The sequence below is a fragment of the Microbacterium sp. AISO3 genome (assembly GCF_002204305.1).
Taxonomy (GTDB): Bacteria; Actinomycetota; Actinomycetes; order Actinomycetales; family Microbacteriaceae; genus Microbacterium; species Microbacterium arborescens.
Genome location: NZ_NHRF01000010.1, coordinates 72,810 through 85,743, shown reverse-complemented (window position 1 = coordinate 85,743; position 12,934 = coordinate 72,810). Strand labels below are relative to the sequence as shown.

Here is a 12,934-nt window from a genome sequence, read left to right as displayed (position 1 = left end):
CTCCCTCTGGTGCGCTCGCGTGGACGAGCGCGCATCCCGACCCACCCCTGGAATGTGATGAACGACTTCGCGTCCACCCCCGAACTGATCCTCCTGCCCGCGGTCGACGTCGCCGACGGGAAGGCCGTGCGCCTGACCCAGGGCGAAGCCGGCAGCGAGACGACCTATGGCGACCCCGTCGACGCGGCCCTCGCCTGGGCCAAGCAGGGCGCGCAGTGGATCCATCTCGTCGACCTCGACGCCGCCTTCGGCCGCGGCAACAACGCCGCCGTGCTGCGCAAGGTCATCAAGCAGGTCAAGGGCGTGCAGATCGAGCTCTCGGGTGGCATCCGCGACGACGCGACGCTCGAGGCGGCCCTCGAGAGCGGAGCGACCCGCATCAACCTCGGCACTGCGGCGCTCGAGAACCCGGAGTGGGCGGCCGACGTGATCGGACGCTACGGCGACGCGATCGCGGTGGGACTCGACGTCCGCGGCACGACGCTCGCCGCCCGCGGCTGGACGCGAGACGGCGGCGACCTCTGGGACGTCCTGGAGCGCCTCGAGGATGCCGGCTGCAGCCGCTACGTCGTCACCGACGTGACCAAGGACGGCACCCTGCAGGGACCCAACATCGAGCTGCTGCGCGAGATCACCTCGCGGACGCCCAAGCCCGTGGTCGCATCCGGTGGGATCTCGAGCCTCGACGACATCGCCGCGCTCCGCGAGCTCGTGCCCCTCGGCGTCGAGGGCGCGATCGTCGGCAAGGCACTCTACGCCGGTGCGTTCACGCTGGCCGAGGCGCTGGATGTCGCCGGAGACTGACGACGGCTGCGGCCACGCGGCCGATTCGGCGGGCGTGCCCTGGGAGGGGCGCAGCTTCGAGTCCAACCCGCACGCCGGCGACGATGGCTCCGCCGATCCCGCGCTGCTCGCCGCGCTGGAGGCGTTCCGCGTCGGCGCTGGTGACGCGGTGGCGGTCGTCGAGGCGTACCGCACGGCGCGGCTGCTGATCCCGCTCGTCCCCGAGAAGGGCGACGAGGGGATCGGACCCACCGGGCTCCGTGTCGACAAGACGCAGGAGCTGTCGATCGTCACGGTCGCGGCCCCCGACGGTCGTCGGGTCCTGCCGGTCTTCACCTCGGTCGCGGCGCTGGCGCGGTGGGATTCCGTCGCTCGGCCGGTCCCGGCCGACGGTGTGCGCACGGCCATGGCCGCGGCATCCGATGACACCGACCTGATCGTGATCGATCCGGGCTCCGAGACGGAGTTCGTGCTGCGGCGACCTGCCGTCTGGGCGATCGGTCAGGGTCTGCCGTGGGAGCCCGCACCGACCTCACCCGAGGTCTTCACCGCACTGCAGGCGAGCATCGGGGGAGAACTCGCGGTGCTCGACCTCTCGGTCGCGGCGGGGGATCCCGACGCGCGGATGCGCGGACCCGAGCTGGTCGTTCGGCTCCATCTCATCGACGGACTGGATGCCGCCGAGCTCGACGCCGTGCTGTCGCGGCTCGCTTCGCGGTGGGCTGCCGACGATCGCATCGCGGTGCTCGTCGACTCGCTGACGGTCAAGCTGGTGCGCGCGTCCTGACGGAGGTCCCGGACCCGGGCGCGGCCCGAGCCCGGAACGACGTCAGTTGACCGGGCCGGTGAACTTCTCGCCGGGGCCCTTGCCGATCGGGTCGGGGATCGTCGACGCCTCGCGGAAGGCCAGCTGCAGCGAGCGCAGGCCGTCGCGCAGCGAGCGCGCGTGCATGTCGCTGATCTCGGGCGCGCCGGCGGTGATGAGCCCGGCGAGGGCGTTGATGAGCTTGCGGGCCTCGTCGAGGTCGAGCTGCGTGGCGGGGTCGTCGGCGAGTCCGACCTTGACCGCGGCGGCGCTCATGAGGTGGACGGCGGCGGTGGTGATGACCTCGACGGCGGGAACGTCGGCGATGTCGCGGGTCGCGGCGGAGGCGGCGCGCTCCTGCTCCTCCCACCGCTGGCGACGAGCCTCGTCGTCGGTGAAGGTGCTGTTGTCGGCGGGGTTCGTGTCCACGTGTCGCTCTCTGCTAGACTGTGCGGGCACCGGAGTGTTCTACTCCGGATCGAAAGAGGATCACATCCCACCCGCGCTTGCCGTTCCAGGCTACCGGGTCATGCACTCCGCTCCGTCCGTGTCACAACGGCCGGAGTAGCCAGGGTGCGGAACACGAATGCCGACGCACGTGCGTCGTGCGGGGTGGATGCGATGCTCTTCCGCCCGGGTCGCGTCCTCGCGTCCCGGTGGCCACCACCGCACGAACAGGAGTTCCGCACATCAGCGATCCCCGCACCAACGACCGCATCCGCGTCCCCGAGGTTCGCCTCGTCGGCCCCGCTGGAGAGCAGGTCGGCGTCGTCCGTATCGAGGTCGCCCTGCGTCTGGCGCAGGAGGCCGAACTCGACCTCGTCGAGGTCGCCCCGAACTCGAAGCCGCCCGTGGTCAAGATCATGGACTACGGCAAGTTCAAGTACGAAGCGGCTCAGAAGGCCAAGGAAGCGCGTCGCAATCAGGCCAACACGGTCCTCAAGGAGGTCCGGTTCCGTCTGAAGATCGAGGCGCACGACTACATCACCAAGCTCAAGCGCGCCGAGGGCTTCCTCCAGGCGGGCGACAAGGTCAAGGCGATGATCCTGTTCCGCGGCCGCGAGCAGTCTCGTCCCGAGCAGGGCGTGCGCCTGCTCCGCAAGTTCGCCGAGGATGTCGCCGAGCTGGGCACCGTCGAGTCGAACCCGACGATCGACGGCCGCAACATGGTGATGGTCATCGCGCCGCACAAGAACAAGTCCGAGGTGAAGACCGAGCAGAACGCCCAGCGTGCCGCCAACAAGGAGGCAGCACGTCAGGCCCGCTCCGGCGACGCGCCCGAGACCGAAGACGCCGCTCCCGCCTCGGCGGAGTAGCCCCCAGACTCCCGCCTCGCGGGATACACAACGAAGGAAGAGACATGCCGAAGCAGAAGACCCACTCGGGTGCCAAGAAGCGCTTCAAGGTCACCGGCAGCGGAAAGATCAAGAAGCAGCAGGCGAACCTCCGCCACAACTTCGAAGGCAAGCCCACCAAGCGCACGCGCCGCCTGTCGGCCGACAAGATCCTGGCTCCCGGCGACGCGAAGGTCGCCAAGAAGCTCCTCGGCATCTGAGCGCTGCTGCGCACGAATAGGAAACAAACGAAATGGCTAGAGTCAAGCGGGCAGTAAACGCCCACAAGAAGCGTCGCGTCATCCTCGAGCGCGCCTCCGGTTACCGCGGACAGCGTTCGCGCCTGTACCGCAAGGCGAAGGAGCAGGTCACCCACTCGCTCGTCTACGCGTACCGCGACCGTCGCAAGCGCAAGGGCGACTTCCGTCGTCTGTGGATCCAGCGCATCAACGCCGCTGCCCGTCAGAACGGCATCACGTACAACCGCTTCATCCAGGGCCTCGGCCTCGCGGGTGTGCAGGTCGACCGTCGTATGCTCGCCGAGCTCGCCGTGAACGAGCCCGCCGTCTTCGCGTCGCTCGTGGCGACGGCCAAGGGCGCTCTGCCGGCCGACGTCAACGCTCCCAAGGCCTGATCGGGTCTTCGCGTTCCACGCATCCACGAAGGGGCGTCCTCCGAGAGGAGGGCGCCCCTTCGCCGTATGCTGAAAACGTGCTCGAGAACCCTCGCTCGCCCCGCGTTCGCGCCGTCGCCAAGCTGACCAAGCGCAGCGCTCGTCAGGAGACCGGCCTGTTCCTGCTCGAGGGCCCTCAGGCCGCGCGCGAGGCCTTGGCCTACCGCGCCGAGACTCTCGTCGAGATCTTCGCGACGCCGAACGCGATCGATCGGCATCCCGAGCTGGCCGCGAGCGCTGAGAAGGCCGGCGTGGCCGTCGTCTCGGCGAGCGAGGCCGTGCTCGAGGCGATGGCCGACACGGTCACGCCGCAGGGCATCGTGGCCGTCGCCCATCAGTCGCCGTCGTCGCTGCACGACATCTTCGCCGCACGACCCCGACTCGTCGCGATCTGCGAGGAGGTGCGCGATCCCGGCAACCTCGGGACGATCATCCGGGCCGCGGATGCCGCCGGCGCGGACGCCGTCGTGCTGACGGGGCGGACCGTCGACCCGTACAACCCGAAGGTGGTCCGCTCGACCACCGGGTCGCTGTTCCACCTTCCGATCGCGCTCGGCGTCGAGCTCGACGCTGCCGTCGAGCAGGCGCACGGCGCGGGCCTGCGGGTCGTTGCGGCCGACGTGAAGGGCGAGGAATTCCTCGACCACCGCGCTACCCTCGCCGAGCCGACGGCGTGGCTCTTCGGCAACGAGGCGCGCGGGCTCGCCGACGAGGCCCTCGCGCGCGCCGACCTCGCGCTGCGCCTGCCGATCTACGGCGCCGCCGAGTCGCTGAACCTCGCGACCGCCGCGAGCGTGTGCCTCTACGAGACCGCGTTCGCCCAGCGCGCCGGCTGAGCCCCGTCTCTGTTGGGTCGACTCGCCAGGAACGGCGGGTCCGGCCCCCGCAGCATCCGCAGGTCGTGGCGAGTCGACGGGGGCAGGCAAGACGCGCCGTGTATTCCGATTCTGTTACAGATCGGTGACTCGGACCGTTCGCGGCTGCTCCGAGCGGGGGAGTGCTCTTAGTGTGAACTCTTATGACGACTCCCGAAAACCCGGCGCCCCCGACGTCGAACATCTCGGTGCGCCGCGGCGACCCGCTCGTGGTGATCGAGGGCGTGCAGAAGCACTACGGCTCGTTCCAGGCCCTCAAGGACATCGACCTGACCGTCAACCGCGGTGAGGTCGTCGTGGTCATCGGTCCGTCGGGCTCGGGCAAGTCGACGCTCTGCCGCACGATCAATCGCCTCGAGACGATCAGCGAGGGCACGATCACCATCGACGGCGAGAAGCTGCCGTCCGAGGGCAAGGCTCTCGCGGCGCTCCGCGCCGACGTCGGAATGGTCTTCCAGTCGTTCAACCTCTTCGCTCACCTGACGATCCTCGAGAACGTCACGCTCGGGCCGATCAAGGTCAAGGGCATGAAGAAGGCCGAGGCCGAGAAGCTCGCCCGCGAGCTGCTCGATCGCGTCGGCGTGGGACACCAGGCCGACAAGCTGCCGGCGCAGCTGTCGGGCGGTCAGCAGCAGCGCGTCGCGATCGCCCGTGCGCTAGCGATGAAGCCGAAGGTGATGCTCTTCGACGAGCCCACCAGCGCGCTCGACCCCGAGATGATCAACGAGGTCCTCGACGTCATGGTCGGTCTCGCGCAGGACGGCATGACGATGATCGTCGTCACCCACGAGATGGGCTTCGCCCGCAAGGCGGCCGACCGGGTCGTGTTCATGGCCGACGGGCAGATCGTCGAAGAAGCCGTTCCCGAGCAGTTCTTCACGGCGCCCAAGAGCGACCGCGCGAAGGACTTCCTCTCCAAGCTCATCACCCACTGAGACCACCGACTTCCGCGCTCTGCACCGGGCGCGGATGCCCCAACCAGGAGGACCACATGCGCAAGACACGAATCACCGGCGCTTTCGCCGGTATCGCCATCGCTGCGATCGCTCTGACCGGCTGCAACAGCGGCTCGCCCACCTCGCCCGGCGGTGCCGCCACCGGTGACGGCGGAGACAGCAACGAGGCCCTGTGGGAGGTCGCCTCCGACGTCTCGCTCGAGGGCAGCCCGACGTTCGACGCGATCCAGTCGCGTGACAAGGTGATCGTCGGTGTCAAGGAGGACCAGCCCGGTCTCGGCTTCCTCGACGCGACGTCCAACGAGCGCAGCGGCTTCGACGTCGACATCGCACGCTGGATCGCGGCATCCCTCGGCTACGACGAGGACAAGATCGAGTTCAAGGCGATCGCCTCGGCCAACCGCGAGCAGGCCATCGTCAACGGCGACGTCGACTACTACGTCGGCACGTACTCGATCACCGACTCGCGCAAGCAGCAGATCGACTTCGCCGGTCCGTACTTCATCACGGGCCAGGGCCTGCTCGTCGCCGCGGACAGCGACATCACGAGCGAGGACGACCTGAACGAGAACACTCGCGTGTGCTCGGCGACCGGATCGACGCCCATCCAGAACATCAAGACGAACTACCCCGAGGTTCCCACCGAGGAGTTTGACCTCTACTCGGCATGCGTCGACGCGCTCATCAACGGCACCGTCGACGCCGTCACGACCGACCAGGCGATCCTGATCGGCTACGCGGCGCAGTACCCCGACGAGATCAAGGTCGTGGGCGAGCCCTTCAGCGAGGAGAAGTACGGCGTCGGCCTGCGCAAGGGCGACGACGCGTTCCGCGCGCACATCAACGAGCTGCTCACCGACGGCGGCGACGTGTGGCAGGGCATCTTCGACAAGAACCTCGGTCAGTCCGGGATCACGGTCGAGCAGCCCGCGGTCGACGCGTACTGATTCGCACTGACACCATGACCACGGGGTGGGGGCGCACGCGTCCCCACCCCGCACCATCCAAGGAGACGATGTGGGCGTCATCACCGACAACCTCGACCTCTGGGGCGAGGCGCTCGGCAACACCCTGTTGCTGTTCTTCGCCGGCGGAGCGATCGCCCTGGTCCTCGGCACGCTGATCGGCGCCATGCGCGTCTCGCCGATTCCGGTGGCGCGCGCTTTCGGCACGGTCTACGTCAACACCATCCGCAACACCCCGCTGACGCTCGTCTTCTTCTTCTTCGCGTTCGGCTACCCGCAGCTCGATATGCCGAACCCCGGCTTCACGGTGCTCGGCATATGGGCGCTGGGCATCTACACCGCGACCTACGTCGCCGAGGTCATCCGTGCCGGCATCAACACCGTGCCGGTCGGCCAGGCCGAAGCGGCCCGCGCGATCGGCCTCACGTTCGGCCAGGTCATGACCCTCGTGGTCATGCCGCAGGCCTTCCGGTCGGTCGTGCCGCCGATGATGAGCGTGTTCATCGCGCTGCTGAAGAACACCACGGTCGCCGCCGGCTTCTCCGTGGTCGAGCTCGGCGCCATCCGCGCCAATCTGAGCGAGCGTGGCGAGAACGCCCTGACCGTGCTCCTCTGGGTCGCCGTCGTCTTCGTCGCCCTGGTGCTGGTCCTCAGCGCCGTGCAGCGACGACTCGAGAACAAGTGGAGGATCGCGCGATGACTTCCGTCCTTTACGACGTTCCGGGGCCCCGCGCGATCCTGCGCAACCGCATCCTCGGCATCGTCACCGTCCTCCTGGTCGCCGCGGCGATCGGATTCGTGGTCTTCCGCTTCGCGGTGAGCGGTCAGTTCTCCGCCGACAAGTGGTACATCTTCACCTTCAGCAACGTGTGGCTCGGCATCCTCAAGGCGCTCGGCAACACGCTCGCCGCCTTCGGGCTCGCGGCCGTCGGTGCCCTGGCGCTCGGCTTCGTCCTCGCGATCGGCCGCCTGTCGGATCACGCGTGGGTGCGGATTCCCTTCGGCGTCGTCATCGAGGCGTTCCGGGCCGTACCGGTGCTGATCTTCATGATGCTGATGTACTACGGCCTGCCGACGCTCGGCATCCGCATGGAGCCGTACTGGGCCGTCGTCATCGCCCTCGTCGCGTACAACGGCTCCGTGCTGGCGGAGGCCCTGCGCGCCGGCATCGAGTCGCTGCCACGCGGGCAGAAGGAAGCCGGCTACGCGATCGGGCTCCGCAAGAGCGGCGTCATGCGCCTCGTCCTGCTGCCGCAGGCGGTCCGCGCCATGCTGCCCGTCATCGTCGCGCAGCTCGTCGTGACGCTGAAGGACACCGCGCTCGGCTTCATCATCACCTACCCCGAGCTGCTGTACTACGCCAAGCAGCTGACCTCGCAGCCGGGGCGCCCGATCCTGCAGGCCGGCATCGTCATCGGCGCGATCTACATCGTGATGTGCCTGCTGCTGTCGTGGTTCGCGAGCTTCCTCGAGAAGCGGCTCTCGCGTTCGCCTCGCACCCCGGGCACCGCGGGCGGTGGGGCATCGGCCGTCGATCCACTGCACCACCCGGTGCCTCCGACGACGGACACCGAGCTCATCGCGATGCAGAAGGGGATCGGCAAGCACGACTCCAATAGCTCGGGCAGCGCCTGACGCACCGAGCACGACCCCGACGGGCCCCTCACGCGAAAGCGGAGGGGCCCGTCGCCGGTAGACTCGACTCCCGTGTCCGACGCACCCGAGATCACCCCTGACGCGGTCGCCGCGGCGGTGGATGCGGCCCTCGCCGCCATCGCCGACGCGACCTCGACCGCAGAGCTGAAGTCCGTCCGCAACGCCCACACCGCCGAGGGGTCGCCGCTTGCGCGACTCAACGCGCAGCTGCGGTCGGTGCCCAACGAGAAGAAGGCCGAGTTCGGCAAGCTCGTTGGCCAGGCGCGCGGTCGCGTCACCCAGGCGCTCGCTGCCCGCGAGGACGAGCTCGCCGCCGCCGAGACGGCCGCGAAGCTCGAGGCGGAGGCGCTCGATGTCACCGCCATCGCCCCGCGCGGACGCGTCGGGGCGCGGCATCCGATCTCGCTCCTGCAAGAGGAGGTCGCCGATCTCTTCGTCGGGATGGGCTGGGAGATCGCGGAGGGACCCGAGCTCGAGCACGAGTGGTTCAACTTCGACTCGCTCAACTTCGACGTCGACCACCCCGCCCGCCAGATGCAGGACACGTTCTTCGTCGATCCCGTCGCGCGTCACCTCGTCATGCGCACGCAGACGAGCCCCGTGCAGATGCGGTCCATGCTCGAGCGCGACATCCCCATCTACGTCCTCTCGCCGGGCCGGGTGTTCCGCACCGACGAGTACGACGCGACCCACCTGCCCGTGTTCACGCAGTTCGAGGGCCTCGTCGTCGACAAGGGCATCACGATGGCCCACCTCAAGGGCACCCTCGACCACGCGGCACGCGAGCTCTTCGGTCCCGAGGCCAAGACCCGTTTCCGCACCAACTACTTCCCGTTCACCGAGCCGAGCGCCGAGCTCGACCTCTGGCACCCGACCTTCGCCGGCGGTGCGCGCTGGATCGAGTGGGGCGGCTGCGGCATGGTGAACCCCAATGTGCTCCGCGCCGCGGGCATCGACCCCGAGGTCTACTCCGGGTTCGCCTTCGGCATGGGCATCGAGCGGACGCTGATGTTCCGCTCCGACGTGAAGGACATGCGCGACATGGCCGAGGGTGATGTGCGTTTCAGCGAGCAGTTCGGGATGGTGGTCTGATGCGCGTTCCGCTCTCGTGGTTGCGTGAGTACGTCGATGTGCCGGCGGATGCCGCGCCCGAGGACATCCTCGCGGCGCTCGTGTCGGTCGGTTTCGAGGAGGAGGACGTCCACGGGTTCGACCTCACCGGTCCGATCGTCGTCGGCCGCGTGGTCTCGTTCGAGCCCGAGCCGCAGTCCAACGGCAAGACGATCCGCTGGTGCCAGGTCGACGTGGGTGAGGCCAACGGCGGCATCCGCGGCATCGTCTGCGGCGCCTCGAACTTCTTCGAGGGCGACAAGGTCGTCGTCACCCTTCCCGGCGCCGTGCTGCCCGGCCCGTTCCCGATCGCAGCGCGCAAGACGTACGGACACGTCTCGGACGGCATGATCGCCTCGGCGAAGGAGCTGGGCCTCGGCGACGAGCACTCGGGCATCCTGCGCCTGACCGAGCTCGGTCTCGACAGTGACGAGGATGCGCCGGTCGGTGCCGACGCGATCGCGCTGCTCGGCCTCGACGACGCTGCCATCGACGTCAACGTCACCCCCGACCGCGGCTACGCGCTGTCGGTGCGCGGCATCGCCCGCGAGTACTCGCACGCGACCGGTGCGGCATTCCGCGACCCCGGCCTGCGGGAGTTCGACGAGCTCGAGCACCCCGCGACGGGCTTCGACGTCGCGGTCGACGACCGGGCGCCGATCCGCGGCCGCGTCGGTGCGACCGAGTTCGCGGTGCGCGTCGTCTCGGGCGTCGACCCGTCACGGCCGACGCCGCCGTGGATGGTCGCGCGTCTCACGCTCGCCGGCATCCGCTCGCTCGGCATCCTCATCGACATCACCAACTACGTCATGGTGGAGCTCGGCAACCCGATCCACGGCTACGACCTCGACAAGCTCAGCGGCGGCATCACGGTGCGGCGCGCGACGCCGGGGGAGAAGCTCACGACGCTCGACGGTAAGGAACGCACGCTCGACGGCGAAGACCTTCTCATCACCGACGAGTCGGGCCCCATCGGCCTCGCCGGCGTCATGGGCGGCGGCACGACCGAGATGACGGATGCGACGCGCAACGTGCTGATCGAGGCCGCGATCTTCGACACCGTCACGATCGCCCGCACCGCTCGTCGTCACAAGCTGCCGAGCGAGGCCTCGCGGCGCTTCGAGCGCGGTGTCGACCCGCTGCTGCCCTTCGTGGCCGCCCGCCGCGTCGCCGACCTCATGGTCGAGCTCGCCGGCGGCACGCTCGAGCCGGTCGGCGGCGCTCTGTTCGGAGAGGTGTTCCTCGAGGCGATCGACCTGCCGCGCGGCTTCGTCGCAGGCCTCATCGGCATCGACTACACCGACGACGAGGTCGTCGCAGCCCTCGAGACGATCGGCGCAGAGGTGTCGGGCACGGCTGCCGGTTGGGAGGTCATTCCGCCGTCGTGGCGTCCCGACCTCACCGACAAATGGACGCTGGCCGAAGAGGTCGCGCGCATCCACGGGCTCGACCGCGTTCCTTCGGTCCTCCCAACGGCACCGTCCGGTCGCGGACTGACGGATGCCCAGAAGGGCCGTCGTCGCGTGTCGAACGCACTGGCGGCCGCGGGCTTCGTCGAGACCCCGTCGTTCCCGTTCACGACGCGCGACAGCAACGACCTGCACGGCTCCGCCTCGGGCGAGGAACTGCCCTCGGTCAAGATCGCCAACCCGCTCGACGGGCAGGCCCCCTACCTGCGCCGCTCGCTCGTGCCGGGCCTGCTGCAGGTCGCCCACCGCAACGTCTCACGTGGCCTGACGGATCTCGCCCTCTTCGAGGTCGGCGCGGTCTTCCTCCCCGAGCCCGGCACGCAGTACGGCACCGCGACGGTTCCGCCGCTCGCTGTGCGTCCCGACGACGCCACACTCGCGGAGCTCCACGCGTCGATCCCGCCGCAGCCGCGTCACGTCGCGGTGCTCGTCGCCGGCAATGCGTCGCCGAAGAAGCCGGGCCAGGCCGCCGTCACGGCCGATCTCAGCGACGTGTTCGCCGCCGTCGCAGCGATCGGCTCGGCCGCCGGCGTCGACATCGAGATCTCGCAGACCCGGCGCGCCGCGCTGCATCCGGGTCGCGCCGCCGCGCTCACCGTCGGCGGTGTCGAGGTCGGTTACGCCGGGGAGCTGCATCCCGAGGTCTCGGCCGCGGCCGACCTGTCGGGCCGGGTCCTCGTCGCCGAGGTCGACCTCGACGCGGTTCTGGCGAGCGCGGGAGAGCGGGTCGTCGTCGCGTCGCTGTCGGGCTACCCCGCGGCCACGCAGGACGTCTCGCTCGTCGTCCCCGACTCCGTGACAGCGGGTGCTCTTGCCTCGGCGCTGTCGGAGGGAGCCGGCTCGCTTCTCGAATCGCTCCGACTCGTCGACGACTACCGCGGCTCGGGCGTTCCCGAAGGCTCGAAGAGTCTGACCTTCGCGCTGCGCTTCCGCGCCGATGACCGCACCCTGACCGCGGCCGAGGCGAGCGAGGCCAAGCTCGCGGGCGTCGCCGTCGCGGCCGAGCGCTTCGGCGCCGTCATCCGCGACTGACCTGCGTATCGGGCGCAGTTCCGGGCGTCGCGCGCGGCTCCCACCGTGTCGCGCGTCCGGAACTGCGCCCGACTCGTCGTCTCGGCCGGCCGACCGACAGCGAGGGGCTCAGCGCGAACCCCAGTTCCAGGCCGGAACGTCGAGCAGACCCTGACCGCGGACGGTCGTCTCGGCGTTCGACCGTTGCAGTTCGACGCGGGACGGTTCGGGCAGAGCGTCGACGAGCGCGTCGGCGTGCGACACCGTGATGACCTGTGTGCGCTCGGATGCCGTTCGCACGAGCGACGCGAGGGGCGCCAGCAGCGAGGGATGCAGGCTCGCCTCGGGCTCGTTCAGCACCAGGAGCGGTGCGGGTCGTGCCGGCAGCAGCGCGGCGCACAGCAGGAGGTAGCGGAGCGTGCTGTCGGAGAGCTCGGCCGCATCGAGCGGACGCAGCAGCCCGGGCTGCTCGATCGTCAGGCGGAACAGGCCGTCGGAGGTCACGACACGCACCCGGCTGCCCGGGAACGCCTGGTCGACCGCGCGGGCGAGGGCATCGCCGTGCCCGGCCTCGACGATCGTCGCCCAGGTCGCAGCGAGATTCGCCCCGTCGTGCGCGAGGGTGTGACTGCGGGTGCCGACCTGCGGCTGTCGGGCGGGGGCGTCGAGGTCGACGCGGAAGTGGTCGTAGAAGCGCCAGGCGGTCATCCCGCGCCGGAGTGTCAACAGCTCGGGGGCGGTGTCGCCCTCGGCGAGGTCGGTGACGATGCTCTCGTACGGCGCGAGCTGCTGGCCGAGCATCGTCCAGGAGTCATCGCGCACGCGGGTGAGCTGCCGGGTGCGGTCGATCAGCAGGGTCGAGGGCTTGGCGACGACGCCGGCGAACACCTGTTCGCGCTTGATCTCGGGGTCGCGAGCGAACGGGCTGTTCTGGTCGCCCTGCGGGATGCCCAGATCGATGAGGTACCCCAGCTCATCCGAGGCGTAGCCGAGCTGCACCGCGATCGGCCCTCGGCGCACGGTTCCTTGGTCTCCGCCGTTCTCGGGCCCGGCCCAGAGCACCGACGGCAGCCCGCCTTCCCGGGCGAGCGCGCCGACGATGTCGCCCTGCGCCGCCGCGGCGAGCAGGCGCAGCGCCCGGTAGAGGTTCGACTTGCCCGAGCCGTTGGGGCCGGTGACGACCGTGAGGTCGCCGAGCGGCACGACGACGTCGCGAAGCGAGCGGTATCCCGACACGGCCAGAGTGCGCAGCATCCCCTCACTCTGGCATCCGTGTCTGACACCGCCCTCCGCTTGC

14 protein-coding genes are annotated in these 12,934 nt (G+C 69.6%); 12 read left to right on the top strand and 2 right to left on the bottom strand.

Annotation, left to right across the window (positions count from 1 at the left end; genetic code table 11):
* Nucleotides 1-57: 57 nt before the first annotated feature.
* Both priA and CBF90_RS14025 read left to right on the top strand, forming a co-directional pair.
* A complete protein-coding gene (gene priA, locus CBF90_RS14030; RefSeq protein WP_064956916.1) occupies nt 58-804 on the top strand; it encodes a bifunctional 1-(5-phosphoribosyl)-5-((5-phosphoribosylamino)methylideneamino)imidazole-4-carboxamide isomerase/phosphoribosylanthranilate isomerase PriA in 747 nt (248 codons plus the stop codon).
* Complete coding sequence (locus CBF90_RS14025; protein WP_088380881.1) at nt 788-1,570, top strand: SseB family protein; 783 nt, start codon at nt 788-790, stop codon at nt 1,568-1,570. The genes priA and CBF90_RS14025 overlap by 17 nt, the downstream gene beginning before the upstream one ends.
* 42 nt (nt 1,571-1,612) lie before the next feature.
* Here CBF90_RS14025 and CBF90_RS14020 read toward each other — a convergent pair whose 3' ends face one another.
* Complete coding sequence (locus CBF90_RS14020; RefSeq protein ID WP_023951737.1) at nt 1,613-2,017, bottom strand: DUF1844 domain-containing protein; 405 nt, start codon at nt 2,015-2,017, stop codon at nt 1,613-1,615.
* A gap of 227 nt (nt 2,018-2,244) precedes the next feature.
* Here CBF90_RS14020 and infC point away from each other — a divergent pair, with 227 nt between their 5' ends.
* From infC to pheT, 10 genes are all read left to right on the top strand, one after another.
* A complete protein-coding gene (infC, locus tag CBF90_RS14015; protein WP_023951736.1) occupies nt 2,245-2,904 on the top strand; it encodes a translation initiation factor IF-3 in 660 nt (219 codons plus the stop codon).
* Between the two features lie 44 nt (nt 2,905-2,948).
* On the top strand, nt 2,949-3,143 hold the full coding sequence (rpmI, locus tag CBF90_RS14010; protein WP_005048908.1) for a 50S ribosomal protein L35: 195 nt from the start codon (nt 2,949-2,951) through the stop codon (nt 3,141-3,143).
* A gap of 32 nt (nt 3,144-3,175) precedes the next feature.
* On the top strand, nt 3,176-3,556 hold the full coding sequence (rplT, locus tag CBF90_RS14005; RefSeq protein WP_023951735.1) for a 50S ribosomal protein L20: 381 nt from the start codon (nt 3,176-3,178) through the stop codon (nt 3,554-3,556).
* Nucleotides 3,557-3,633: 77 nt separating this feature from the next.
* Nucleotides 3,634-4,431 (top strand): RNA methyltransferase, encoded by a 798-nt coding sequence (locus CBF90_RS14000; protein ID WP_064956914.1) that lies wholly within the window; start codon nt 3,634-3,636, stop codon nt 4,429-4,431.
* 182 nt (nt 4,432-4,613) lie between these two features.
* Nucleotides 4,614-5,405 (top strand): amino acid ABC transporter ATP-binding protein, encoded by a 792-nt coding sequence (locus CBF90_RS13995; protein ID WP_071918351.1) that lies wholly within the window; start codon nt 4,614-4,616, stop codon nt 5,403-5,405.
* A gap of 56 nt (nt 5,406-5,461) precedes the next feature.
* Nucleotides 5,462-6,373 carry a glutamate ABC transporter substrate-binding protein gene (locus CBF90_RS13990; protein ID WP_023951731.1) on the top strand — a complete coding sequence of 304 codons (912 nt, stop codon included), beginning with the start codon at nt 5,462-5,464 and terminating at the stop codon, nt 6,371-6,373.
* Nucleotides 6,374-6,443: 70 nt separating this feature from the next.
* Nucleotides 6,444-7,091: an amino acid ABC transporter permease gene (locus tag CBF90_RS13985; RefSeq protein ID WP_088380880.1), complete on the top strand. Its 648-nt coding sequence runs from the start codon at nt 6,444-6,446 to the stop codon at nt 7,089-7,091.
* Nucleotides 7,088-8,026, top strand: coding sequence for an amino acid ABC transporter permease (locus CBF90_RS13980; protein ID WP_088380896.1), 939 nt, complete (start codon nt 7,088-7,090; stop codon nt 8,024-8,026). The genes CBF90_RS13985 and CBF90_RS13980 overlap by 4 nt, the downstream gene beginning before the upstream one ends.
* Nucleotides 8,027-8,098: 72 nt before the next feature.
* Nucleotides 8,099-9,139 (top strand): phenylalanine--tRNA ligase subunit alpha, encoded by a 1,041-nt coding sequence (pheS, locus tag CBF90_RS13975; RefSeq protein ID WP_023951725.1) that lies wholly within the window; start codon nt 8,099-8,101, stop codon nt 9,137-9,139.
* On the top strand, nt 9,139-11,658 hold the full coding sequence (pheT, locus tag CBF90_RS13970; RefSeq protein WP_088380879.1) for a phenylalanine--tRNA ligase subunit beta: 2,520 nt from the start codon (nt 9,139-9,141) through the stop codon (nt 11,656-11,658). The genes pheS and pheT overlap by 1 nt, the downstream gene beginning before the upstream one ends.
* Nucleotides 11,659-11,766: 108 nt before the next feature.
* Here pheT and CBF90_RS13965 read toward each other — a convergent pair whose 3' ends face one another.
* On the bottom strand, nt 11,767-12,891 hold the full coding sequence (locus CBF90_RS13965; RefSeq protein ID WP_088380878.1) for an AAA family ATPase: 1,125 nt from the start codon (nt 12,889-12,891) through the stop codon (nt 11,767-11,769).
* Nucleotides 12,892-12,934: the final 43 nt, after the last annotated feature.

Bases quoted from the DNA above. Each gene is read 5' to 3' on its own strand.
- priA (WP_064956916.1), top strand. From the start codon at position 58: ATGAACGACTTCGCGTCCACCCCCGAACTGATCCTCCTGCCCGCGGTC.
- CBF90_RS14025 (WP_088380881.1), top strand. From the start codon at position 788: ATGTCGCCGGAGACTGACGACGGCTGCGGCCACGCGGCCGATTCGGCG.
- rpmI (WP_005048908.1), top strand. From the start codon at position 2,949: ATGCCGAAGCAGAAGACCCACTCGGGTGCCAAGAAGCGCTTCAAGGTC.
- rplT (WP_023951735.1), top strand. From the start codon at position 3,176: ATGGCTAGAGTCAAGCGGGCAGTAAACGCCCACAAGAAGCGTCGCGTC.
- CBF90_RS13995 (WP_071918351.1), top strand. From the start codon at position 4,614: ATGACGACTCCCGAAAACCCGGCGCCCCCGACGTCGAACATCTCGGTG.
- CBF90_RS13990 (WP_023951731.1), top strand. From the start codon at position 5,462: ATGCGCAAGACACGAATCACCGGCGCTTTCGCCGGTATCGCCATCGCT.
- CBF90_RS13980 (WP_088380896.1), top strand. From the start codon at position 7,088: ATGACTTCCGTCCTTTACGACGTTCCGGGGCCCCGCGCGATCCTGCGC.
- pheT (WP_088380879.1), top strand. From the start codon at position 9,139: ATGCGCGTTCCGCTCTCGTGGTTGCGTGAGTACGTCGATGTGCCGGCG.
- CBF90_RS13965 (WP_088380878.1), bottom strand. From the start codon at position 12,891: ATGCTGCGCACTCTGGCCGTGTCGGGATACCGCTCGCTTCGCGACGTC.